Source organism: Plantactinospora soyae (genome assembly GCF_014874095.1).
Classification (GTDB): Bacteria; Actinomycetota; Actinomycetes; order Mycobacteriales; family Micromonosporaceae; genus Plantactinospora; species Plantactinospora soyae.
The window spans coordinates 2316563-2339140 of record NZ_JADBEB010000001.1 but is presented as its reverse complement, the minus strand read 5'-3'; the positions used below and the strand labels follow the sequence as shown (position 1 = coordinate 2339140).

At 70.7% G+C, this 22578-nt stretch carries 23 protein-coding genes; 16 read left to right on the top strand and 7 right to left on the bottom strand.

The window, feature by feature from the left end; all coding sequences use genetic code 11:
- Positions 1-292 precede the first annotated feature (292 nt).
- The 3 genes from H4W31_RS10460 to H4W31_RS10450 all read right to left on the bottom strand — a co-directional run bounded on the left by H4W31_RS10460 (position 293) and on the right by H4W31_RS10450 (position 1799).
- Positions 293-589, bottom strand: a complete 297-nt coding sequence (locus tag H4W31_RS10460; RefSeq protein ID WP_192766476.1) for a DUF6204 family protein — start codon at positions 587-589, stop codon at positions 293-295.
- A gap of 1 nt (position 590) precedes the next feature.
- On the bottom strand, positions 591-1229 hold the full coding sequence (locus H4W31_RS10455) for a TetR/AcrR family transcriptional regulator (protein ID WP_192766475.1): 639 nt from the start codon (positions 1227-1229) through the stop codon (positions 591-593).
- An 87-nt stretch (positions 1230-1316) separates the two neighbouring features.
- Positions 1317-1799 carry a GNAT family N-acetyltransferase gene (locus tag H4W31_RS10450; RefSeq protein WP_192766474.1) on the bottom strand — a complete coding sequence of 161 codons (483 nt, stop codon included), beginning with the start codon at positions 1797-1799 and terminating at the stop codon, positions 1317-1319.
- A 130-nt stretch (positions 1800-1929) separates the two neighbouring features.
- Here H4W31_RS10450 and H4W31_RS10445 point away from each other — a divergent pair, with 130 nt between their 5' ends.
- Together H4W31_RS10445 and H4W31_RS10440 are read left to right on the top strand one after the other, a co-directional pair.
- A complete protein-coding gene (locus H4W31_RS10445) occupies positions 1930-2136 on the top strand; it encodes a hypothetical protein (RefSeq protein ID WP_192766473.1) in 207 nt (68 codons plus the stop codon).
- Between the two features lie 135 nt (positions 2137-2271).
- A complete protein-coding gene (locus H4W31_RS10440; RefSeq protein WP_192766472.1) occupies positions 2272-2883 on the top strand; it encodes a hypothetical protein in 612 nt (203 codons plus the stop codon).
- A 33-nt stretch (positions 2884-2916) separates the two neighbouring features.
- On the opposite strand, the gene H4W31_RS10435 is transcribed toward H4W31_RS10440, so the two are convergent.
- The gene (locus H4W31_RS10435) at positions 2917-3366 is read right to left on the bottom strand and encodes a hypothetical protein (RefSeq protein WP_192766471.1); all 450 of its coding nucleotides are present in this window, start codon (positions 3364-3366) and stop codon (positions 2917-2919) included.
- A gap of 255 nt (positions 3367-3621) precedes the next feature.
- On the opposite strand from H4W31_RS10435, the gene H4W31_RS10430 reads away from it, so the two are divergent.
- From H4W31_RS10430 to H4W31_RS10420, 3 genes are all read left to right on the top strand, one after another.
- Complete coding sequence (locus tag H4W31_RS10430) at positions 3622-4590, top strand: GlxA family transcriptional regulator (protein WP_192766470.1); 969 nt, start codon at positions 3622-3624, stop codon at positions 4588-4590.
- 223 nt (positions 4591-4813) lie between these two features.
- Entirely contained in the window at positions 4814-5437 is a 624-nt protein-coding gene (locus H4W31_RS10425; RefSeq protein ID WP_192766469.1) for a DJ-1/PfpI family protein, read from the top strand.
- 221 nt (positions 5438-5658) lie between these two features.
- Positions 5659-7092 (top strand): sensor domain-containing diguanylate cyclase, encoded by a 1434-nt coding sequence (locus tag H4W31_RS10420; RefSeq protein WP_318783128.1) that lies wholly within the window; start codon positions 5659-5661, stop codon positions 7090-7092.
- A 130-nt stretch (positions 7093-7222) separates the two neighbouring features.
- Here the strand turns inward: H4W31_RS10420 and H4W31_RS10415 are convergent, their stop codons facing one another.
- Positions 7223-8287, bottom strand: coding sequence for an aspartate-semialdehyde dehydrogenase (locus H4W31_RS10415; protein ID WP_192766468.1), 1065 nt, complete (start codon positions 8285-8287; stop codon positions 7223-7225).
- Between the two features lie 6 nt (positions 8288-8293).
- The gene (locus H4W31_RS10410) at positions 8294-9559 is read right to left on the bottom strand and encodes an aspartate kinase (RefSeq protein ID WP_192766467.1); all 1266 of its coding nucleotides are present in this window, start codon (positions 9557-9559) and stop codon (positions 8294-8296) included.
- Positions 9560-9775: 216 nt separating this feature from the next.
- Between H4W31_RS10410 and H4W31_RS10405 the strand changes: the two genes are divergently transcribed.
- From H4W31_RS10405 to leuA, 3 genes are all read left to right on the top strand, one after another.
- Positions 9776-10684 (top strand): hypothetical protein, encoded by a 909-nt coding sequence (locus H4W31_RS10405; protein WP_192766466.1) that lies wholly within the window; start codon positions 9776-9778, stop codon positions 10682-10684.
- An 85-nt stretch (positions 10685-10769) separates the two neighbouring features.
- A complete protein-coding gene (locus H4W31_RS10400) occupies positions 10770-11315 on the top strand; it encodes a nitroreductase family protein (RefSeq protein WP_192766465.1) in 546 nt (181 codons plus the stop codon).
- 241 nt (positions 11316-11556) lie between these two features.
- On the top strand, positions 11557-13308 hold the full coding sequence (gene leuA, locus H4W31_RS10395; protein WP_192766464.1) for a 2-isopropylmalate synthase: 1752 nt from the start codon (positions 11557-11559) through the stop codon (positions 13306-13308).
- A 105-nt stretch (positions 13309-13413) separates the two neighbouring features.
- Here the strand turns inward: leuA and H4W31_RS10390 are convergent, their stop codons facing one another.
- Positions 13414-14901, bottom strand: a complete 1488-nt coding sequence (locus tag H4W31_RS10390) for an MFS transporter (protein ID WP_192771990.1) — start codon at positions 14899-14901, stop codon at positions 13414-13416.
- A 185-nt stretch (positions 14902-15086) separates the two neighbouring features.
- On the opposite strand from H4W31_RS10390, the gene H4W31_RS10385 reads away from it, so the two are divergent.
- The 8 genes from H4W31_RS10385 (at position 15087) to H4W31_RS10350 (ending at position 22544) form a co-directional block, all read left to right on the top strand.
- Positions 15087-15677 (top strand): HNH endonuclease family protein, encoded by a 591-nt coding sequence (locus H4W31_RS10385; RefSeq protein WP_192771989.1) that lies wholly within the window; start codon positions 15087-15089, stop codon positions 15675-15677.
- The gene (locus H4W31_RS10380) at positions 15572-15964 is read left to right on the top strand and encodes a hypothetical protein (protein WP_318783726.1); all 393 of its coding nucleotides are present in this window, start codon (positions 15572-15574) and stop codon (positions 15962-15964) included. Before H4W31_RS10385 ends, H4W31_RS10380 begins: the two co-directional genes overlap by 106 nt.
- A 117-nt stretch (positions 15965-16081) precedes the next feature.
- Entirely contained in the window at positions 16082-16636 is a 555-nt protein-coding gene (locus H4W31_RS10375; protein ID WP_192766462.1) for a winged helix-turn-helix domain-containing protein, read from the top strand.
- Entirely contained in the window at positions 16633-17511 is an 879-nt protein-coding gene (locus H4W31_RS10370; RefSeq protein WP_192766461.1) for an SRPBCC family protein, read from the top strand. The genes H4W31_RS10375 and H4W31_RS10370 overlap by 4 nt, the downstream gene beginning before the upstream one ends.
- A 124-nt stretch (positions 17512-17635) precedes the next feature.
- A complete protein-coding gene (locus H4W31_RS10365) occupies positions 17636-18934 on the top strand; it encodes an SGNH/GDSL hydrolase family protein (RefSeq protein ID WP_192766460.1) in 1299 nt (432 codons plus the stop codon).
- Positions 18935-19156: 222 nt separating this feature from the next.
- Positions 19157-19636, top strand: coding sequence for a hypothetical protein (locus tag H4W31_RS10360; protein WP_192766459.1), 480 nt, complete (start codon positions 19157-19159; stop codon positions 19634-19636).
- The gene (locus tag H4W31_RS10355) at positions 19633-19779 is read left to right on the top strand and encodes a hypothetical protein (RefSeq protein WP_192766458.1); all 147 of its coding nucleotides are present in this window, start codon (positions 19633-19635) and stop codon (positions 19777-19779) included. Before H4W31_RS10360 ends, H4W31_RS10355 begins: the two co-directional genes overlap by 4 nt.
- Positions 19776-22544, top strand: coding sequence for a M48 family metalloprotease (locus H4W31_RS10350; protein WP_192766457.1), 2769 nt, complete (start codon positions 19776-19778; stop codon positions 22542-22544). The genes H4W31_RS10355 and H4W31_RS10350 overlap by 4 nt, the downstream gene beginning before the upstream one ends.
- Positions 22545-22578: the final 34 nt, after the last annotated feature.

Sequence of the window (22578 nt, the reverse complement as noted above, 5' to 3'; positions counted from 1 at the left end):
GGAGTTCTTCGTTCCTCTCGGAGCAGTCGGTGGGCCAGGAAACGGGACGTCGACCACGAGGCTTGGCGCTGCGGTACGGGATGCGGCGCTGGCCGTTCCCTCGGTCTTCGCGCTCGTGCTGCTCGGCGCGTACGCCCTGAAGGAACCACCGCACCCGGCCGTGTGGCTCACCTCCACCGGCGTGATCGTCGTGCGGGTTCCTACTTGTGGCTCTCGGAGCGTCCGGCCGAAGCTGCACCCGACCCGACTGATCAGTGGCCGGTTCCGGCGAAGTGTCAAGCCGAAGGACCCGCTACCTCCATCGGCCCTTCTGGCGAATCTTGATCTCACGCATATCCGTCGCCGCGATACGGATCGGGTGGTAGGGAAGGCCGTACGCATCCAGCGCCCTGATCGCCCGCTGGGTGGCCTCGTGTTCGCCATCATCCGGGTCCACCGGCACCTGACAGCGGAAGGTGAATGCCGAAACACTCGCGTCATGGGTGAACCTGCCAGCCTCGGTGAAGCCAGCGCCGTTCGCCGCCAACACGGCGGCTCTGCCGGTGTCGTCCAAGCCAATGAATTTTCCCGAGATCACCACTCGAAACATGTCAGCCCTTCCGTACGGCATAGCTGAGAACCTGCTCGCTGAGCAGGCTTTCGACAACGTCGAGCAGGGCCAGGGCCGCCTCGGCGATGGCTTCGGGGCCCTCGCCCGCCGTGGTGCGTCTGCCGATCTCGGCGAAGACCAGCGAGTGCAGGCAGCCGAGTTGCCAGGCGATGGCGCGAGGCAGCGGATCATCCTGACCTGCCCCGGTTTCCTCGACGAGTAGGGCCGTGAGCCGATCGGTCATCTGGCGTCCGAGTTCTTCCAGCCGAGCGCTGAGCGTGGGGGCGGCCCGCATCATCTCCAGGACGGGAGCGAAGCCCTCGGTCAACCCAAGTTTGCGATCTCGGCGACGCACCTCGTCACGAAGCTGGCTCAACAGCGCCCCGGCGGCAGACTGGCCGGGGGTGCGTCGCCGCACGATGTCGGCGATCCGCGCCGGAGACGCCTCGTCCGGCGGTAGGACGAGGTCCTCCTTGGCCTCGAAGTAGTTGTAGACGGTGTTCACTGACACGTCCGCCGCTGCGGCGACCTCCGCGATCGTCACCTGCGCGAAGCCGCGCTCCACGAACAGCCGGGTGGCCACCGCCGAGAGGCGCTGCCGCGTCTGCCGCTTCTTCCGCTCCCGAAGCCCTTCTGCCACGACGGGCAGGCTATCAAAATTGGACTCGATTCCAAAAATACAGCAGGTTGCAGATTTGTGCTGCTGGCTCAGAGCGATGTGGGGCGCTCAGGAGGCGATGACGAGCCGGCTCATGAGCAGGTCGCTGCCCTCGCGGATCGGCGCGGTCTGACCGTCGGGCCGGAAGCCGTACCGCTCGTAGAGTCGCCGTGCTCCGGGATTGGCCTCGGCGACCCAGAGATCGACCACGAGTGCCCGCTCGACGGCCCAGCCGACCACGTGGTCGAGGACCTGCCGACCCACCCCACGCCCACGCCAGTCCGGCTCGGTCCACATCGCCACCACCATGAGCCGGCCCGGCTCGTAGAGCCAGCCCGCACCCATTCCGACCGGTACGGCGTCCGCGTACGCGAGGATGCCCGGTCCGCTCGTGCCGTCGATCCGCGAGCGCCAGGTCTCCTCGTCGAAGACGGCCTCGCGTTCGTGGGTCGACCCGAACGCCGCCGGGTCCTGCGACAGCGAGCGCAGCCGGATGTCGCGCCACGCCGGCCAGTCATCGGGCGCGACCTCCTCGGTCCGGACGTCACTCATTCCCAGATCCCCTTTTCCGGTACGCGCACAGGTGGCGTTCAGAACGACAAGCGCGGCCTTTCCGAGCATCCTGCACCCATGCCTCCGGTCGGGGTACCCGATTTCGCCGGGCGGCCAGTACGGTCTGCTGATGTGGCCGTGGCAGGACGTCGACCGGCTGACGCTCATCGATGAGTTGTCCGCCGGTCCGGGCTGCGCCTGGCTGGTGTTGCGGACACCGGTGTTCCTCCGGCGCGGCGAGCGGTACCGCCCGGAACCGGCCGGTCTCGCCGTCCTGCACAGCGACGGAAGCCGCTCGTTCCATATTGGAGCGTGGGAGACCCGACGCTTCCAGTAGTCCTTCCCCGCGATCCGGCCGCCGGCCTCGGCCGCGGACGGGCCTGGTCGACGCGAAGCGGCGGATGACGCCGATGGCACCGGATCGTGGTGACACCGACCTCGAACAGTGATCATTGATGGTCACGCTGGAAGCATGCGCATCCTCCGCGTCGTACTGCTGCTGCCGGTGGCCCTGGCTGCCCTCGTCGGCTGTTCACCGGCGAGGGAGCCGTTGACCGCGCTGGCCGTCCTCGACGGCAAGCCGACGATCGTCTCGGTTGCCTGCGCGTCGAGCCACTCGACGACGTCCATCCACGTACGCGAAGACCGCTCCACGCCGCCCACCGGCCTGAGCCCGTCGACCGGCACCACGAACCCGCCGACCGCAGATCCGAACCCGCCGACATCGCCTTCGGCACCGTCTGGCGGCCCGAGCGCGCCCGGCAGCGCGACGGCGGACGCCGATTCGCCGAGTTGGTCGATCAGCAGCACCGATCCCCAACCGGTCAGCGAGATCGAGCTGCTCGGCCCGCCGCCCGCCGGCTGGAAACTCGACCACTCGAATCTGCACCAGCTCCAGCCGGACGTCTGGTACGCGATCGCAGCCTACGGATTCCGCGATTCGATCACGCTGAAGTTCACCACCGACGTCTTCGAGAAACTGGACGCCGAACACGTTTTAGCACCGGTCGGCAACCGCAAACAGGAGATCATGACGAGGTCGAAGTTCGAACGGAACGCCAAGGACGTCTGCCCACGCCGGTGACCCGAACCCGCTGGCAACTGGGCGTGCTGTCCCTCAGGGAGTCGGCACCGGTTCGTTGTTGAGCTGGGCCGTGACGATCTCCACCAGACGGTTCCGGGCCTCCAGCAGTTGCCGGGCCAGCTCGTCCAGCGCGCGCGGATCGACCAGTTGACGTACGTGGGTCTTGTCGTCGAGCAGGTCCCAGCGCTGCGCCAACCCGTCGGGAGCCTCGCTGACCCACATCGCGGAGACGACGGCGTGCCGCTTGGCGAGGAGCTTGGCGGCGATCTCGACCACCGGAAGGTACGCCTGCCGGTACTCCAGGGCCGCGAACTCGACCGAACCCCGGGCCGCCCGCACCGGCTCGCCGGGTCGGGCCAGCACCTCGAACGCGTTGCCGCCCGCCTGGTCCGCCCCGATCCAGGCCAGGATGAGTTCCAGGTCACCGGCCGCGATCGTGATCCGACCGACTGCGGACACCACCTCGTCGGGCAGCCTCGTCATTTCGGCTCTCCCGTCTTCCGGCTCTCGACTCTTCGACTCTCCGTCACCATGATCACAAAGACTCTGGCCGATCCTAGTCCCGGGTCCACCGCTGGTCCTGGTTCGTCCCGGCGTGTTGGGAAGCCCGCCGCTGACCCGTCCAACCAACCGGTGCCGCCGTGGCAGACACGACCGCCGGCCGTACGGCCGCGTTGGCATGATCTGCAATACCTGTGTCGTTGACGCCACACCTCCGCTTCGACCAGCATGAACGGCATGCAACGACGTGTCGTGGTGGTGATCTTCGACGGCTTCCAGCTTCTCGATCTGGCCGGCCCGGCCGACGTCTTCGCGACCGCGAGCCTGATCGTCGGAAGCGAGCGCGGCTATCGACTTGACGTGGCGGCGGTCCGCGCGGGTGCCGTACCCGCCGGCAAGGGGATCGCGACCGTGGCGGAACTGGCGCTGCACGAGATCAGCGGACCGATCGACACCCTGGTCGTGGTCGGCGGGCTGTCGGTGCCGAAACGCCTGGGCGACCGGCACCTGATCGGGGAGATCAGCCGGCTGGCCGGTACCGCCCGCCGGATCGCCTCGGTGTGCAACGGCGCCTTCCTGCTCGCCGAGGCCGGCCTGCTGGACGGCAGACGCGCCACCACGCACTGGCTGGCGGCGCCGGAACTGGGCACCCGGTACCCGGACGTCGACGTGGACGCCGATCCGATCTACGTACGGGACGGAAACGTCTGGACCTCGGCCGGGGTGACCGCCGGAATCGACCTCACACTCGCGCTGGTGGCCGAGGACCACGGCCACGACGTGGCCCGGGAGATCGCTCGCGGGCTCGTCGTCTACCTGCACCGACCCGGCGGCCAGAGCCAGTTCAGTACACCGATGCGTAGTACGACGCCGCGCAGCGAGCCGTTGCGGGAACTCCAGTCCTTCATCGACGCCAATCCGGCCGGTGATCTGAGCGTGCCCGCCCTCGCCCGACGGGCCGGGATGAGCGACCGGCACTTCTCCCGGGTCTTCACCAAGCAGACCGGCCTGCCACCGGGCCGGTACGTCGAACGCAGTCGTGCCGACACCGCCCGACGGCTGCTGGAGGAGACCGGACATCCGCTGGACCGGGTGGCCCGGGAATCCGGACTCGGGGCGGCGGAAACCCTCTACCGGGTCTTCCGCCGGCACTGGCGGGTCGCACCCGGCGACTACCGCCGCCGGTTCAGCTCACAGCGGACCTGACGGCCCACCCGCACCCGACCTCCACCACCACCAGGTACGCCCCCAGCCCCTCCGCCCCGCCCCGCGCCGCCCCGAGCCGAGCCGGGCCAGGCCAGGCCGGGCCGGGCCAGGCCAGGCCAGGCCGGAGTCGATCCCACCCGCCGTCAGCACGGACGCCCGCCGTCAGCACGGACGCCGTCAGCACGCCCACCTCGTCCACACGTCTCGAACAGGAGAGTCGACCATGCATGTCGCCATCCCGCTCTACCCCCGGTACACCGCGCTCGACGTCGTCGGGCCGTACACGGTGCTGGCCTTCGCCCCCGGGTTCACCGTCACCCTCGTCGCCGCCGAGCCCGGTCCGGTCGTCGACGACCAAGGCAGCCTCGCGATGACCGCGACCGCCTCCTACGCCGAGCTGCCCCGCCCGGACATGATCGTCGTGCCCGGCGGGCCGGGCACGGCCGCTGCGATCTCCGACCAGGCGCTGGTCGGCTGGATCGCCGCCGCGCACCAGCACACCCGGTGGACGACCTCGGTCTGCGCGGGCTCGTTCCTGCTGGCCGCCGCCGGGCTGCTGACCGGCCGGCGGGCGACCAGCCACTGGGGCTGGGTGGATCGGCTCGCGGACTTCGGCGCCGAGCCGGTGCACGAGCGGGTGGTCACCGATGGGCGGATCGTCACGGCGGCCGGCGTCTCGGCCGGCATCGACATGGCCCTGACCCTGCTGGCCGAGTCGACCGACGTGAGCACGGCGCAGACCGTACAGCTCGCCATGGAGTACGCCCCGGAGCCGCCGTTCGACGCTGGTACGCCGCAAACCGCCCCCGCCAACCTGATCAAGCCGGCGTTGGCCCTCATCAGGTAGCTCCCCCGCCGAAACGGTTAGGAAGGGCCCCTTCTTCTACAAAAAGCGATAAGAAGGGGCCCTTCCTTGCACCTTCCTTGCACCTGCTTGCAGGGCTCAGCGGTTTCTCAGCACCCTGAGTAATCTTGGTCGGGCGTCGTCCGGCCGCCGCCGGATGGCCGGCCCCCTGCCCCTCCGACGCACGACGTACCCCCTCGGCCCCTACCTGCGGATCGGACCCGGTGTCCCTCGATCACTTACGCGTCGTACGCGACGTGACCACCAGGCTGCCCTCGGCGTCCACCGCCGTGCAGGCGTGCCAGGCGATGGTGGCCGCGTTGGGCCGGCACACCCCGGGGCGGATCGCCGTACTTCTGTGGGTGCACGACCGGCTCCGCTGTGTCGCCGCGACCGGCTCCTGGCAGGTCTTCGCCTCGGCACCCGCCGGCATCGGTGTGGTCGGCCGGGTCTACGCCTCGGGCAAGGCGGAGACGGTTTCGGAGATCACCGACGATCCCGACTACGTACCGTTGCGCCCGGACGTCCAGGCGCAGATCTGTGCCCCGATTCTCGACGCGGCGGGACGCCCGATCGGCGTGCTGGACCTCGAGTGGACGACGACCGGGGTCGACCTCGACGCCTGGCGGGACACCGTCGAGCAGATCGCCGCCCGGCTCGGTACCCGGATCGGACAACTGGGTGGGCCACCCGCCGAGACCCGGAGCGAGAAGCTGCTGCGGCACGCCTCGGCCCTGACCGCTGCCGCGACCGAGACCGACCTGATGACCGCCGCCGTCCAGGCAGCCCGGGACATCTCGGGGCTCTGCTCGGCGGTCTTCGTAATCGACGGGCCGGCCGGTCCCTTCGTGGTCACGCCGAGCCTCGTACCCGACGAACTCGAGGCACGGGTGCACGCCGCCCTGGCCGGCGCCGGCCAGCCGCTGCTGGAGCGGCTGCGCAGCCGGGCCCACCGGTCCGGGGCGTCCTACACGCTCGGCGAGGGGGACCATCCGACCACCGCCGACCAGGACCTGCTGATCGCGGCCGGGGTACGGACGCTGATCTCCGTACCGTTCGGGCCGACGGAACTCTGCGGGGTGCTGCTGGTCGGCGACACCCGTACGCTGCGTCCCGATCCGACCACGGTCAACCTGATCGAACTCCTCGCCGCCCAGTCGTGGATCTGCCTCGAACGGCTGCGCGGGCTGGCCCGGCTGCGGGAGCAGGCCAGTTCCGATCCGCTGACCGGGCTGCGTCACCAGGGCTCCTTCGGCGAGCGGATCGCCGAGTCGAACCCGGGGCGTACGGCCCTGCTCGCCGTCGATGTCGACGACTTCAAGACGATCAACGACACGTACGGCCACCAGGCCGGCGACCGGGTCCTGGTCGACCTGGCCCGAGCCCTCCAGGGCGCGCTGCGGCACGGCGACGAGCTGTACCGGATCGGTGGCGACGAGTTCGTGGCGGTGGTCGAGGTGCTCCGCCCGGAGGAGGCGGTCGGGATCGCCGAGCGGCTGGCCGAGGCGGCCCGACGGATCGGTCGGACGATCAGCGTCGGGGTGGCGGTGCAGCGGGACGGCGAGTCGCCCGACCTGACGCTACGCCGGGCCGACGAGGCGCTCTACGGGGTGAAGCGGCAGGGCCGGGACGGGGTGGGACTGGCCGCCGCCGGCTGACGCCGGTTGGCGCCCCACCGGCCGGCTGCCGCCCGCTACCCGCCGACTGCCGCCCGCTACCGATGGGCTGACGCCCGGTTGGCGTCCGGGCGGCCGACTGCCGTCCTGGCGGCCGGCAATCGGCAGGGCGTCAGCGGGCGGCGATGAACTCGGCGGCCAGGAGTTCGGCGATCTGGGCGGTATTGAGGGCCGCACCCTTGCGCAGGTTGTCGCCGGTGACGAAGAGGTCCAGCGCGCGGGGGTCGTCGATCGACCGGCGGATCCGGCCCACCCAGGACGGGTCGGTGCCGACCGCGTCGATCGGCATCGGGAACTCGCCGGCCGCCGGATCGTCGACCAGGATCACCCCCGGCGCGTTGCGCAGCGCCTCGCGCGCCCCCTCGGCGTCGACCTCGGTTCCGAAGACCGCGTGTACGGCCACCGAATGGCCGGTCACCACCGACACCCGTACGCAGGTGGCGGAGACCTTCAGGTCGGGCAGACCGAGGATCTTGCGCGACTCGTTGCGCAGTTTCAGCTCCTCGGACGACCATCCGCCGTCCCGGAGCGAGCCGGCCCAGGGCACCACGTTGAGCGCCATCGGGGCGGGGAACGGGCCGAGATCGTCGCCGACCGCCTGCCGCACGTTGCCGGGGCGGGAGCCGAGTACCCGATCGCCGGCGATCTTGGAGAGTTGGTCGTGCAGGGTGTCCACGCCGACCTGTCCGGCCCCGGACACCGCCTGGTACGACGCGAGCACCAGTTCGCGCAGCCCGTACTCGCGGTGCAGCGGGGCGACCGCGATGATCATGGTGAGCGTGGTGCAGTTGGCGTTCGCGATGATGCCCTTGGGGCGGTTGCGCACCTGCTCCGGGTTGATCTCCGGCACCACCAGCGGCACGTCCCTGTCGGTACGGAACGCGGCGGAGTTGTCCACCGCCACCGCACCCCGGGACACCGCGATCGGCGCCCACTGCGCGGAGACCTCGTCCGGCACGTCGAACATCGCCACGTCCACGCCGTCGAACGCCTCCGCGCGGAGCGCCTGGACGGTCAGCTCCTCGCCCCGGCACATCCGCGTCTGCCCGGCCGAGCGCGGCGACGCGATCAGCCGGATCTCACCCCACACGTTCTTCCGCGAGGAGAGCAGGTCGCACATGACCGTGCCGACGGCACCGGTCGCGCCGACCACCGCCAGTGTGGGGAGTGTCGCCATCGCGGGCTACCTCCCGGTCCCGGCGTAGACCACCGCTTCCTCGCTACCGCCGAGGTCGAAGGCCTCGTGCACGGCCCGGACCGCGGCGTCGAGGTCGGTGTCGCGGCAGACCACGGAGACCCGGATCTCGGACGTGGAGATCATCTCGATGTTGACTCCGGCCTCGCCCAGCGCGGCGAAGAAGCCGGCCGCCACGCCCGGATGCGAACGCATGCCCGCACCGATCAACGAGACCTTGCCGACATGGTCGTCGTAGAGCAGACCCTTGAATTTGACCTGCTCCTGGACCTTGCTCAGCGCGGCCATCGCGGTCGGTCCGTCGGCCTTCGGCAGGGTGAAGGAGATGTCGGTCCGCCCGGTGCCCTCGGTGGAGACGTTCTGGACGATCATGTCCAGGTTGATCTCGGCTCCGGCGACCGTTTCGAAGATCCGCGCGGCCGCTCCGGGCTCGTCCGGAACGCCGACGGCAGTGATCTTCGCCTCGCTCCGGTCGTGGGCGACCCCGGTGATAAGTGCTTGCTCCACGGGTTGGTCCTCCGTCGATCCGGTCACCATGGTTCCGGTGTTGGTCGAGTATGACGAACGTACGCGGATCGGCAACCCCGCCCGACGGGCATACTCCACGCTCCGCAGGTGCAGTACCTTCGCTCCGCACGCGGCAAGTTCGAGCATCTCCTCATAGGTGATGGTCTTGATGTGCCGGGCGTTCGGAACGATCCGCGGGTCGGCGGTGAAGACGCCGTCCACGTCCGTGTAGATCTCGCAGACGTCCGCCCCGAGCGCCGCCGCCAGCGCCACGGCGGTGGTGTCCGAACCGCCCCGGCCCAGCGTGGTGATGTCCTTGGTGTCCTGGGAGACGCCCTGGAAGCCGGCGACGATCGCCACCGCACCCTCGTTGAGCGCCGCCCGCAGCCGGCCGGGTGTGACGTCGATGATCCGGGCCCGGCCGTGTACCGAGGTGGTCAACACGCCGGCCTGCGATCCGGTGTACGAGCGTGCCTCGTACCCGAGGTTGTGGATCGCCATCGCGACCAGCGCCATCGAGATGCGCTCACCGGCGGTGAGCAGCATGTCGAGTTCGCGGCCGGGCGGCAGCGGGCTGACCTGGTTGGCCAGGTCCAGCAGCTCGTCGGTGGTGTCGCCCATCGCGCTGACCACGACCACCACGTCGTCGCCGGCCTTGCGGGCACCGACGATCCGTTCGGCCACCCGCTTGATCCGCTCAGCGTCGGCGACGGAGGATCCGCCGTACTTCTGCACCACGAGTGCCACGACGGTTGACTCCTTCCCCTGGGCCGGGCGAGGCGCACCGGCCCTGAGCGTGCCAACGCCGCCGGGTCGAGGCCGGCGGCGCCGTGTGAGACTCCCTCAGCGTACCGGCCGACCGGCGCGGACCGACCAGCCGTTCCCACCATCCGACCTTGCGACGACACGCGACGGTAGCTGGGCTGACCACTCGTTTCGGCGGTCTGGCCCCAGAATGGCGGGGTGTACCCCGGTGTCGCCACCCACCCCACCGCCGACCGGGACCGGCCCCCCGTCCGCCCGTACCGGGCGGCGCCGCACCAGGCCGCCGTCCGTCCCGTGCTCGGGGTACTTCTGCTGGTCGGAGCGCTGCTGTTGACCGCCTGCGGTGGCGGGACACCCGCACCCGCGGCGACCCCGACCGAGCCGGCGGCGAGCCGGCCGGCCGAGGCCCGGGACCAACTCGCGGCGCTCGCCGCCGCCGCCCAGGACCGCCGTCTGGTGGCCGGGTACACCCTCTCCGCGCAGGGACAGCCGGACCGGACGATCTCGGTGACCCGGGCGACGGACGGGTCGTGGCGGGTGGACATCCCCGGCGGTGCGCTCGGCGGCACCGCCGATGTCTCGATGGCGCAGACCAGTGCCGGGACCTTCCAGTGCGCGCTGTCGTCGGCCGGGCAGCCCGGGTCCCCCGGCTGCGTCCGGGTGGCCGATCCCGGAGAGCCACTGGACGCCGGTATCGACCCCCGGATGCAGCATCCGTTCACGGACTGGCCCGAGGTGCTCACCGACCGCCAGGCCCCGCTCTCGATCTCCACCTCGGCGCTTCCCGGCGCTCAGGGTGCCTGCTTCGCGGTGGAGTCGACCTCGGCGTCGGTCAGTCCGCCGCTGGACTCCGGCATCTACTGCTACGCCCCGGACGGCACCCTGACCGCCGCCCGGTTGCCGGCCGGCACCCTCACCCTGACCGGTACGCCGACCGCCGCGCCCGCCACGGTCGCGCTGTCCGGCCCGCTGGTCGACCGGGAGCCGCTGCGGATCGCCGCGCCCCCGCCCGGCGAGCAGACCGGTTCGGACGGCGAGGGCGGCCCGGAGGGCGACGGCGGGCCGGACGGCGGCACTCCGGACGATCCGGCCAGCCCGAACGAGTGAGGCCCTCTCACGTTACGGGTGCGCCCGGTCACTTCTGGTGACCCCGGTTAAGGGACAGAGCGTCCGATACGGCACACTCAGCGGCATGGCCCAGCTCTCCCCGCTGCTCGCGACCCGGTGGAGTCCGCACGCGTTCGACCCGGTCGCCGACCTCACCGACGCCGAGGTCGCGTCGCTGCTCGAGGCGGCCCGGTGGGCTCCCTCCGCCGACAACACCCAGCCCTGGCGCTTCCTGGTGGGCCGGCGCGACGACGAGGCGTACAAGCGGATCCTGGTCAACCTCACCCCGGGCAACCAGCGGTGGGCCGGGCGCGCCTCGGCGCTGCTGCTCGGCGCGCACGCCACCACCGGCCCGACCGGCTGCCCGCTGACCCACGCCGCGTACGACCTGGGCCAGGCCGTGGCACACCTCACGGTCCAGGCCACCACGCTCCGGCTCTACGTACGGCAGATCTCCGGGTTCGACGCGGCCGGGCTCCGTACCGACCTGGAACTGGCCCCGGCGGTACGGCCGCACGTCGTGGTCGCCGTCGGGCGGCTCGGTGACCCGTACTCCCTCCCCGAGGACCTGCGGGCCCGGGAGGTCGGCCTGCGTCAGCGCCGGCCGCTGACCGAGTTGATGCTGCGCTGACCTGGGCGGTTCCCAGATTGCGGACTACGCTTTCGGTTCGCGCATCAGTCACATATGGTCGCGGTTGTCATGTGGCAGGCCCTGCTCCTTCGCTGCCGCGACGAGGCCCCCCAGGCCGGCACCTCGTCGCGGAGTTGAAGCGCGCCGTCCTGCATCTCGGCCGATCCCCGTCGCGGCCCGCTCGTCTCGAAGCCCGAACACCTCGGCGCCCATTGCCACATGACCACGGGAGTTCCTCGCCATGGCCCAACAAGCCGGCACCACTGACGCTGATCCGATAGCCCGGCAGCGACCCAGCCGCATGCCGTTCCAGCGCTACCAGCCGTACCACCAGCAGTTCGCGATCGACCTGCCCGACCGGCAGTGGCCGACCCGGCGCATCGACGCCGCGCCGCGCTGGTGCGCCGTGGACCTACGCGACGGCAACCAGGCCCTGATCGACCCGATGTCGCCGGAACGCAAGCGACGGATGTTCCACCTGCTGGTGCAGATGGGCTACAAGGAGATCGAGGTCGGCTTCCCGTCCGCCAGCCAGACCGACTTCGACTTCGTACGGCAGCTGATCGAGCAGGACCTGATCCCGGACGACGTGACCATCCAGGTGCTGACCCAGTGTCGGGAGCACCTGATCGACCGGACCTTCGAGTCGATCCGGGGCGCGAAGCGGGCGATCGTGCACTTCTACAACTCGACCTCCACGCTGCAACGCCGGGTGGTGTTCGGCCTGGACAAGGCCGGGATCACCGACATCGCCACCCAGGGCGCCCGGCTCTGCCAGAAGTACGCCGAGATCCACGCCCCGGACACCGAGGTCTTCTACGAGTACTCGCCGGAGTCGTACACCGGAACGGAACTCGACTACGCGCTGGAGGTCTGCGCGGCGGTGATCGAGGTGATCGACCCCACGCCGGACCGGCCGCTGATCATCAACCTGCCGGCGACCGTCGAGATGGCCACCCCCAACGTCTACGCCGACTCGATCGAGTGGATGCACCGGCACCTGCCCCGCCGCGACAGCGTGATCCTGTCGCTGCACCCGCACAACGACCGCGGCACCGGAGTCGCCGCCGCCGAACTGGGCCTGCTGGCCGGCGCCGACCGGGTCGAGGGCTGCCTGTTCGGCAACGGCGAGCGCACCGGCAACGTCGACCTGGTCACGCTGGGGCTCAACCTGTTCTCCCAGGGCGTCGACCCGGAGATCGACTTCTCGAACATCGACGAGATCAAGCGCGCCGTCGAGTACTGCAACCAGCTTCCGGTGCACGAGCGGCACCCGTACGCGGGTGATCTGGTCTACACCGCGTTCTCCGGCTCGCACCAGGACGCCATCAACAAGGGCTTCGACGCCCTGGAGGCCGACGCCCGCACCGCCGACGTACCGATCGACCGGTACCCGTGGGCGGTGCCGTACCTGCCGATCGACCCGAAGGACCTGGGCCGCACCTACGAGGCCGTTATCCGGGTCAACTCGCAGTCCGGCAAGGGCGGGGTCGCGTACGTCATGAAGACCGAGCACCACCTCGACCTGCCCCGACGGTTGCAGATCGAGTTCTCCGGCGTCGTACAGCGGGTCACCGACGACGGTGGCGGCGAGGTGGAGCCGGCCCGGATGTGGCAGCTCTTCGCCGAGGAGTACCTGGTCGACCAGCAGCGGCAGCCGGCCGTGCGGGTGGACGACTACGCCATCGGCACCGTCGAGGGCAAGGTCGAGATCGAGGCCGAGACGCAGTTCGGCGCCGGCCGGCGGTCCCTCTCCGCGACCGGAAACGGCCCGATCGACGCGTACGTCAACGCGCTCCAGGCACTGGACATCCAGGTACGGGTACTCGACTACCACGAGCACGCGATGTCCTCGGGCGGCGACGCCCAGGCCGCCGCGTACGTGGAGTGCGAGGTCGACGGTCAGACGGTCTGGGGTGTCGGCCTCGACGCCAACATCGTCACCGCCTCGGTCCGAGCGGTGACCAGCGCCGTCAACCGCGCCCTGCGCTGAGCCCGGCCGCGCGGGTCGGACCGGCCACCCCGGCCGGCCCGCGCGAACGGTACGCCGCCGTCGACGTGACCGTCCCGACCCATGGTCACGTACAGCTTCGCGCCGCTACGAGCGGTGCTGCTCCACCCGGCTCCGGTCCGCATCCTGGTCCGGCTCGTGCAGGTGGGTGGGCGGCGGCGGCAGGGCCGGACACGGCCGGGACTTGCGGGGCTCGCGTCCCGGCCGGTGCACCAGCACCATCGCGAGGATCGCGCCGAGCACCATCAGTCCGGCGGACCACAGCACCGCGGCCCGGTACGCCGGGGTGAGCTGCCCGGAACGCTCGTACCCACCGCCGGAGAGCCCGACCACCAGCGGCAGTGCGGAGACGGCGAGCAGTCCGCCGACCCGGGACGCCGCGTTGTTGAGCCCACTGGCCGCTCCGGCGAGCCGGTCGGGGGCGGCGGCCAGCACTGAGGCGGTCAGCGGCGCCACCACCAGGGTCATGCCGAGCCCGAAGAGGGCGATTCCGGGCAGAATGTCGGTCCAGTACGAGTCGCCACGGCTGATGCCGTGCAGCAGGAGCAGCCCGGCGGCGGCGATCAGTGGCCCGATCGAGAGTTGCGGGCGGGGTCCGATCCGGGCGGCCAGCGCGCCGGACCTGGCCGAGCCGATCAGCAGCCAGATCGTCAGTGGCAGGGTGGCCAGGCCCGTCATCAGGGCGGAGTAGCCGACGACGTTCTGGAGGTAGACGGAGAAGAAGAAGGTGAGGCCGCTCAGCGCGGCGTAGATCAGCACGGTGTAGAGGTTGAGCACGCTGAACAGCCGGCTGCCGAAGAGTGTCGGCGGCAGCATGGCCCGCTCACCCCGGCCCCGTTCGAGCAGCACGAACCCGACCGAGGCGACCACCCCGAGCACCGCCGCGACCACCACCTGGACGGAACCGGGTCCGAGCTGCTGGGCCTCGACCAGGGCGTACGTGATGCCGGCCAGGCCCAGCGCGCCGAGCAGCGAGCCGGCCACGTCGAACCGGCGGCTCGCCGCCCCCTCGGCCCGGCTCTCCGGCGTCCAGCGGTACGCGGCGATCAGTACGACCACCGCGAGCGGCAGGTTGAGGAAGAAGATGAACCGCCAGGAGAGCGCGTCGATGAGCCAGCCGCCGAGGAACGGGCCGAGCGCGGTCGACACGCCGGCCAGCCCGGACCAGGCGCCGATCACCCGGCCCCGCTCGTCCGGATGGAAGCTCGACTGGAGCAGGGCCAGCGAGCCCGGCGTCAGCAGCGCGCCGCCGAGCCCCTGGAGGAAGCGTGCGGCGATGAGCCACTCGATGCTCTGTGCGGCCCCGCAGAGCACGGAGGCGGCGCAGAACGCCAGTACGCCGAAGACGAAGATCCGGCGGCGCCCCAGCCGGTCGCCCAGCGCCCCGCCGAGCAGCACAAAGGCGGCCAGGGTCAGCAGGTAGCCGTTGAGTGTCCACTGTAGGCCGGCGGTGCTCGCGTGCAGCTCCGAGCCCAGGTGGGGCAACGCCACGTTGACCACCGTCGCGTCGAGGAAGACCATGCCGGAGGCGACGACGGCGGCGAGCAGGGTGCCCCGGCCGGCCACGGTGCCCATGCGTAGCGGTGCTGCGGAATCGCTCACGGTGTCAATCTGCCCTGCCTGTGGCGTAAGATGCCGCGAAACGCCAGAACCGGTTCTGGATCTCGTGTCCGCCGGTCGACACCCCGCAAGCTGGAAACGTGCCGTTCATCCGTACCAGATCACGAGCGCGGCTGCGAACCACGGCCGTGCTGGTCGGCGTGCTCGCCCTCGGCGGTGTGGCCGGCTGCACCTCCGTGGAGACGCCGCCGCCCGGCACGACCGACACGGCCGACACGGCCGCCCAACTCGACCAGCTCACCGTCGCGGCCGCCGCCTCGATGCGGGGCTACAGCCGGGAACGCTTCCCGCACTGGCGCAACGCGGGCAAGAACTGCGACGTCCGGGACACCGTGCTCCAACGCGACGGCACCGGCATCAAGCTCTCCGGCTGCAACGTCGTCGGTGGGCGCTGGTCGAGCCGGTACGACAAGCGGACCCTCGCCGACCCCTCGGACGTGGACATCGACCACATGGTGCCGCTGGCCAACGCCTGGCGTTCGGGTGCGGACGACTGGAACGACGACAAGCGCGGCGACTTCGCCAACGACCTGGACCGGCCGCAACTGGTCGCCGTCTCGGCCTCCTCGAACCGGGCCAAGGGCGACCAGGACCCGTCCCAGTGGAAGCCGTCGAACCGGGACGACTGGTGTGGGTACGCCGAGGACTGGATCGCGGTCAAGCACCACTGGCGGCTCTCCGTGACCACCGCCGAGAAGGCCGCGCTCGACGACATGCTGGGGAGCTGTTGATGGCCGACACCGCAGATGCCGCCGCCACAGCCGACGAGGCTGACGCCCGGACCACCGACATCACCGCCGGACCGGGCGGGGTGATGACCGACGAGGTCGGAGTGGTCACCGGGGAGTTGACCCTGCGTACCGAACTACGGGCGGGGCAGGTCGTCCTCCGGGTCCAGTACAAGGACGCCGACGAGTGGTACGCCGTCACCGGCGGGCGCGCGCCGCTGGCCGACCCGGCCGACCTGGCCGCCGTGCACACGGTCGCGGTCGGCCTGCTGCACCGCCCCGAGGGCTGACCGCCGCTCTCTCTGCTCGCCGTTCTTCCCGCTCGCCGCTTTCTCCGCTCTGCTCCGCCTCGATCTTCGTGTGGGCGATTGACAAAATTTAGTTTTACGTACAGGATTGTTTTTGCCATGAGAGACGTGATGTACCTGGAGCAGATCGAGCAGGCGGAGACCCTGCTCAAGCCGCAGCGGATCGAGGTGCTGCGGCAACTCGCCGAGCCGCACACCTGCACCGAGGTGGCGACCCAACTCGGCCAGACCCCGCAACGGGTCTACTACCACGTCAAGCGCCTGGTCGAGGCCGGCCTCGTCGACCAGGTGTCCGAACGCAAGGTCCGCGGCATCCACGAGGGCATCTACCAGGCGAGCGCCAGGTCGTACTGGCTCTCACCCCGGCTGGTCGGCCGGCTCGGCCTGCGCAAGACACAGGACGAGATGAGCCTCGGCTACCTGCTGAACCTGATGGAGGAGGTCCAGGCCGACATCGCCGGGCTCGACCGGACCGCCCCGGAACTGCCGTCCATCGGGGTCTCCGGCGAGATCCGGGTGCCGGCGGAGCAACGCCAGCAGTTCCTGACCGACCTGCAGACCGCACTGCAAGACCTGTTCACCCGCTACGGCGGCTCCGAAGGCGACGCCTTCAAGCTCGCCGTGGCCTGTTATCCACATGGGAGTTCGAAATGACCGCAGCACTGACCGTCCGCGCCCGCGCCGCCGCACCGACCAAGAACGTCTGGCACGCCCTCACCGACGCCGCCGAGCTGCGCGTCTGGCTGGCCGAACACGCCGAGGTCGAGCTGCCGCACCGGTACGAGTTCTGGGGGCGCTACATCCCGGAGGGCGACGCCCCGCACCAGCGACCGGTGCACGTCGGCGACAACACGCTCCGGTTCACCTGGCTGCTGGACGGCGAGGAGACCACCACCGAGATCCAGCTCACCGAGGAGAGCCCGGACTCCACCATCGTGTCGCTGTCGCAGAGCCACTGGAGCTTCGAGGACGCGATGAGTGGCACCACCATCCGGGGTGTGCTGCAGACGTACTGGTCGCTGGCGATCGCCAACCTGGTCGACCACGTCGAGGGCCGGCCGATCACCCCCAGGACCGACTTCACCTCCTCGACCTTCCGCGAGGAGCTGCTGATCGACGCCCCGGCCGACGCCATCTACGACTCGTTGACCGACTCGGCCAAGGCCAGCGAGTGGTTCGGCTACCCGGTCGGCATCGAGCCCGTCGTCGGCGGGCGGTGGGCGATGGGTGGCTTCGACAACAACCCCAACCCCGCCAAGGTGCTCGACCTGACTCCCGGCCGGGCGATGACGGTCGACTGGGGACCCGTCGGGGTCGTGACCTGGGAGCTGGAGGAGAGCGCGGGCAAGACCAAGCTGTCCTTCGTACAGAGCGGCTTCGACACCGGGAACCCGCCGTACGGGGCGTGGGCCGGGTGGCTCAGCGGGCTCGCCGAGCTGCGCCGCTACCACGAGCTGGCCGACTGGCGGCCGATCTGGCTCCCCGAGCCCACCGACAACGCCTCCGTGGACGCATCCGCCACCGCCTGAGCCCGTTCGCACCCTCGCACGCTCGCACCCGCTATCCGACGACCGCCGGGAGGACGTTCCCCCGCTCCCGGCGGTCGTCGGCGCTCCGGAACCGGTTCACACCCCCGCTCGGAAGGACACCCCGATGGGATCGCCCCGTCTTCGTACCCTCGTCTCCGTCGCCGCAGTGGTCGCGGTGGCCGCGGCCAGCGTCCCGGCCGGGCCGGCCGTCGCTGGCCAGCCCGCGCGGCATCCCGCCGGCACGCTCGGCTGGTCGGGCGGCTGGGCCACCGCCGTCCAGCAGCCATGGCCGGGCTACGAGGCGCCCAACTGGTCGCTCGACGGCTTCACCGACCAGACCCTCCGGCAGGTCGTCCGGATCAGCACCGCCGGAACCCGGGCCCGGATCCGCCTCACCAACCGGTACGGCAGCCAGCCGCTCCGGCTCACCGGGGCGACGATCGGCCGGACCGGGAACGGCGCCGACGTCCGGCCGGGGACCCTGCGACCGCTGACCTTCGGCGGCTCCCGGGCCACCACGATCGCACCCGGTCGCGACCTCGCGTCCGACCCGTTGACGCTGGCCATCCGGCCGCTGGAGCGGCTGACCGTCACCCTGTACTTCGCCGGGTCCACCGGCCCGGCCACGTTCCACGAGGGGGCGTTGGCAACCGTCTACCGGGCCGACGGCGACCTCCGGTTCCAGCCGAGCGGGGCCGCCTTCACGAGCGGGCCCAGCCAGTCCTGGTACTACCTCGCCGGGGTGGACGTCAGCGGCGGCCCGGTCCGGGGCGGCGGCACGGTGGTGACGTACGGCGACTCGATCATCGACGGGTACGGCTCCACCCCCGACGCCGACAACCGCTACTCCGACGAGTTGGCCGAACGACTCACCCGGGCCGGCAGCCCGCTCGCAGTGGTCAACACCGGACTCAACGGTGGCCTGCTGCTCACCGACTACCCCTGCTTCGCCGGTGACTCGGGGCTGACCCGGTTCCGCGCGGACGTGCTCGACCAGCCCGGCGTGCGGACCGCGATCGTGCACCTCGGACTGAACGACATCGCCGTCGCCGGCATGCCGCTGCCCTGCGCCGCCCCGCCGAAGCTGACCGACGCGAAGCCACTCATCAACGGGCACCGGGCCCTGATCCGCGCCGCCCACGCCCGAGGAGTCAAGGTCATCGGTGCGACGCTGATTCCGGTGAAGGACGTGCCGTACTACTACGACGCGGAGAAGGAAGCGATCCGCGACGCCCTCAACCACTGGATCCGGACCAGTGGCGAGTACGACGCCGTCGTCGACTTCGACCGGATCCTGGCCGACCCCGGTGACGCCGACGCGCTGGCACCGGCGTACAAGGCGGCGGACGGCATGCACGTCAACGACGCCGGTACGAAGGTGATGGCCGACGCGGTCAACCTGAAGGTGCTCCGGAACGGCTGACGTACTCCTGCCGATCTCCCGGCGCCGGCCCTGTCGGTACCGGGAGATCGGCGTACGGACGGGCGCGGGACGAATCCGCTCGGCACGCTACGGCGATACGAAAGCGTCGCAGATAAGCGGGTCCATGCGAATTTAATTTGCGTATCAATTGACGGTAATCCGACCACTCCCATTGATTCGCCCCCTTTCCCAGGGCAACGAGAATTGCCCATCATTAAACGCGTGACAATATCGGACGAATCTTCTGCCGGCGTCGCGACGTTGGCAATCGAGCACGCGGCCCGGGAAGCGACGGCCCGGCTGGCTCCCGACGAACTACAACTGTTCGACGACATCACGGCCGCGTGGCGGCAGGGGCGGTTGGCGTACCAGGGACGACCGCACCGGCCGGCCGGCGGCTCTGTCGGCTTCGGCGTCGACTTCAGCCTCGTCGGCGAACTCGTCTATGCCGTGGTCTGCACCGCCACGGCTGATGTACTCGGCACGCTCGCCACGGATCGCCTCCGGCAACGCCGCTGGTGGCGTCGCCGAGCGGCAGGGCCGCCGGACGACCGGCACATCGTCCTGCGGGACTGCGACGTCGGGCTGCTCTGGGCCGCGTGCCGCCGACACGGGATCGCGTTCGGGCTCACCGAGACTCAGGCCGAGGTGCTGGCCGACACCGTCCGGGACGCCGTCCGCCGCCCGCAGGATCCATCATGACCGGTTCGACCCCGCTGGCCGCGCCCACCGTCGGTTGTCCGGGCCGGTCGCTCGACGCGAGCGGTCTGGGCCGGATGTACATCCTGCTCTTCGCCCTGCTCGCCGGTCTGGGCCTGAGCGCGCCGGCTGGGTCGCGGCGATGACCTACGACCTGGTGGACATGGACCGGATCGACACCTGCATGTTCAACGCGGGCTGGTTCGGGGTGGAATCGGGCCGGAGCCCGGAATCCCTGGAGGCCGCGTTTCCGGCATCTCTCGCCGAATGCATCAAGCCGGCGGCCCTGCCGTGGACGGTGACCATGTTGGCCGGCGCCGCCGGCACGCTGGCCGTCACCGCCCTGGCGATCGTGCTCGATGGACTGTGGGTGCGCTGGCGGCTCCGCCGGGAGGGGCCGGCCTCCGAGGCGACCCTCGAAGCGGCCCGACGGCGTTTCGCCCAACTCTGTGCCGAGCACGGCCCGACCCGCCGACCCCCCGACCTGTGGATCAGCCGCCCAGGTTCCCGGTACACCGAGGCGTTCACCACCGGGGTGCCGCTGCGCCGGCCACTGGTGGTGGTGCCGGTCGGTCTGGTCGTCGGCGGCATGGCCCGGTTCGACCCGGTGGTGCACCACGAACTCGCCCACGTCCGGTCCCGGGACGTTGCCCGGGCGTCCGCTGCGTGGTGGTCGGGGTGGATCAGTGTGCTGGTAATGGTGGCAGCGGTCGCGCCGTACGCCGGATCGGCGGACTCCAGCCTGTTCAGCCCGGTACTCAAGCTGCTCGTCCCCGGCGGGTTGGCGGTGCTGCTGCTCGTGTTCCGGGCTCATCTGCTGCGGATCCGTGAGCACGCCGCGGACCGGCTCGCCGCCGCCCGGCTCGATCGTCCGGAGCGGTTGGCCGAGGTGCTCGCCGGTCGGCGCGCCACGGCGACGCCGCACGCCACGCCCCGGATCGTGAACCGCGTATTCGGCTGCCATCCGACGCCGGCACAGCGGATCCTCCTGCTCGGCACCGGCCGGCGGGTGGACGAGGGAGGCTTCCTGCCATCCCTGGTGACCGTGCTGCTGGTGCTGCTGCTGGTGCAACCGGTCAACCAGATGGTGCACAACTCGACGGGCTGGCGAGGCGCCGGCGATGTGCCGGTCTACCCCCTCGCCGGTTGCCTGATCGCCGCACTTCTGCTGCCGATGTGGGTACACCGGGCCGACGCCGCCCGGCGGCGGGGCGTGCCGGCGGGCTGGTTCGGCCCGGTGCTCGGCGTCGGCCTCGGGGCGACCGCCGGGGTCTGTCTGCCGATTCCCGGTACGACCGCGAGTTCCGGGATCAATGCCCTGTCCGGGGCCTGGATCGGTGGGCTGCTGATCTTCGCGGTCTTCTGCGCGATGGCCTGGCTGATGCTCCAACTCGCCCAGGACGTCGACGTCACCCGTCGATCCGCGGTGGCGCTGACGACCGTTGCCGGTGCTCTGATGGCTGCGGTGGTGCTGTCCGGCGCCATCAAGCTGTTCTTCGCTGCCGGCAACACTCCTCCGGCCTTCCTACGGGCGACGGTGCAGTACATCGGCGGTCTGTCCGAGTGGGACGCCGGATTGATCTTCGGGCTGATCGCGCTGCTGGCCGTGATGTCGGCGCTGTCCGGGCCGTCGCCGCGCCGGCTGTTGGCCCGGGCCCGGACGGCGCTCCGACACGATCCAATTCCCCGCCTTGCGCTGACGATGGTCGTGATCGCGGTCGTCAGCGGCATGCTGGCCACCGCCCTCCGGCTACCGCACGATCGACCGAGATCCACCGAGGTGTACCTGGTGTGGCAACGCATCTGGGTGTTCGCCTTCGCCGGCTGGGTCGTCCTGTTCGTGCTGCTCCACCGCGCGGCGGGCCGGACCGCGCCGGGACCCCGCCCGCTCGGAACGCTCGCCCGGGCGTTCACCGCCGCCGCCCTCACCACCCTGGCCGGCGCGTTCGTCCAGTTCGGACTGGAAGTCGTGGTGCAGGGCGGTTGGCGTCCCGCACACCATCCCTGGCTTGCCGACAGATACACCGCCACATCGCTGCTGTTCCTGCTGATCCTGAGCGTCCTCCTCACTCCGCTGGCGATGCTGATCAGCCCGCTTCTCCGGCGTCGTCGACGGCCCGCATCCGCCCTGGGACGGCAGGTGGTCGCGGCACTGCTGACGGTGCCGATATGTGTCGCGGTCCTGGTCGGCGCCACCGACACGCTCACTGGCCGCCCCGACGACCTCACGACGGTGATTAGCGCCTTTCCGCCCACGCCGCCGCCGCGTACGCCGCCGCCACCACCCGGCGGTCACGCCGGACGTCAGCTCGGCCAGGACGAGGTAGCGACGGTGGCCGCGGCGATCGGACCGGCGCTGCCCGGCTGGACCAGGCAGCCCGCCAAGCCGGACCAGCCGGACAAGCCGCACCCGGCGGACCGTTGCACGGCGCCGGACGAGGACGGTGGACCCGGTCCGGCGGCCAGAGCGGAGATCACGTATGCGGCCGCCGAGGCGAAACACCCACCGGTCGGGGCCGACATGATGATCAGGGTCGACTCCTATCCGGAGGTGCTCGACCCCGCGAAGGTGTTCGCGGCGGCACGTGCGGAGTTCGCCCGGTGCGCGTACTGGTCCGAGAAGAATGCCGACAGCGCCGACGGCAGGGGTCACTTCCGGCTCGGCGAGCATCCGGTAGGGCCGTTTCCCTTTCCGGTGCTCGGAAGCCACATCACCCTGACGATCCGAGGTGAACACACGATGATCGTGACCACCGCGCACGATATCTCGGCCATAGTCGGTCATAACCGCGTACACGTACTCTTTACATACGGCCATGCGGGCAACCCGCCGGCAGCCCGGCTGAAGCCGTTGGACGAACGGCTCGTCGCCGCCCTGGACGCCGCGGTTCGGCAGCTCGGCCAGGAATAGCGTCGAACAGTCGCCGCCCTCGGAGTCCTCACGA

Bases quoted from the DNA above. Each gene is read 5' to 3' on its own strand.
- H4W31_RS10460 (WP_192766476.1), bottom strand. From the start codon at position 589: ATGTTTCGAGTGGTGATCTCGGGAAAATTCATTGGCTTGGACGACACC.
- H4W31_RS10450 (WP_192766474.1), bottom strand. From the start codon at position 1,799: ATGAGTGACGTCCGGACCGAGGAGGTCGCGCCCGATGACTGGCCGGCG.
- H4W31_RS10445 (WP_192766473.1), top strand. From the start codon at position 1,930: ATGTGGCCGTGGCAGGACGTCGACCGGCTGACGCTCATCGATGAGTTG.
- H4W31_RS10440 (WP_192766472.1), top strand. From the start codon at position 2,272: ATGCGCATCCTCCGCGTCGTACTGCTGCTGCCGGTGGCCCTGGCTGCC.
- H4W31_RS10435 (WP_192766471.1), bottom strand. From the start codon at position 3,366: ATGACGAGGCTGCCCGACGAGGTGGTGTCCGCAGTCGGTCGGATCACG.
- H4W31_RS10430 (WP_192766470.1), top strand. From the start codon at position 3,622: ATGCAACGACGTGTCGTGGTGGTGATCTTCGACGGCTTCCAGCTTCTC.
- H4W31_RS10425 (WP_192766469.1), top strand. From the start codon at position 4,814: ATGCATGTCGCCATCCCGCTCTACCCCCGGTACACCGCGCTCGACGTC.
- H4W31_RS10415 (WP_192766468.1), bottom strand. From the start codon at position 8,287: ATGGCGACACTCCCCACACTGGCGGTGGTCGGCGCGACCGGTGCCGTC.
- H4W31_RS10400 (WP_192766465.1), top strand. From the start codon at position 10,770: ATGGCCCAGCTCTCCCCGCTGCTCGCGACCCGGTGGAGTCCGCACGCG.
- leuA (WP_192766464.1), top strand. From the start codon at position 11,557: ATGGCCCAACAAGCCGGCACCACTGACGCTGATCCGATAGCCCGGCAG.
- H4W31_RS10390 (WP_192771990.1), bottom strand. From the start codon at position 14,901: ATGGGCACCGTGGCCGGCCGGGGCACCCTGCTCGCCGCCGTCGTCGCC.
- H4W31_RS10375 (WP_192766462.1), top strand. From the start codon at position 16,082: ATGAGAGACGTGATGTACCTGGAGCAGATCGAGCAGGCGGAGACCCTG.
- H4W31_RS10370 (WP_192766461.1), top strand. From the start codon at position 16,633: ATGACCGCAGCACTGACCGTCCGCGCCCGCGCCGCCGCACCGACCAAG.
- H4W31_RS10365 (WP_192766460.1), top strand. From the start codon at position 17,636: ATGGGATCGCCCCGTCTTCGTACCCTCGTCTCCGTCGCCGCAGTGGTC.
- H4W31_RS10355 (WP_192766458.1), top strand. From the start codon at position 19,633: ATGACCGGTTCGACCCCGCTGGCCGCGCCCACCGTCGGTTGTCCGGGC.
- H4W31_RS10350 (WP_192766457.1), top strand. From the start codon at position 19,776: ATGACCTACGACCTGGTGGACATGGACCGGATCGACACCTGCATGTTC.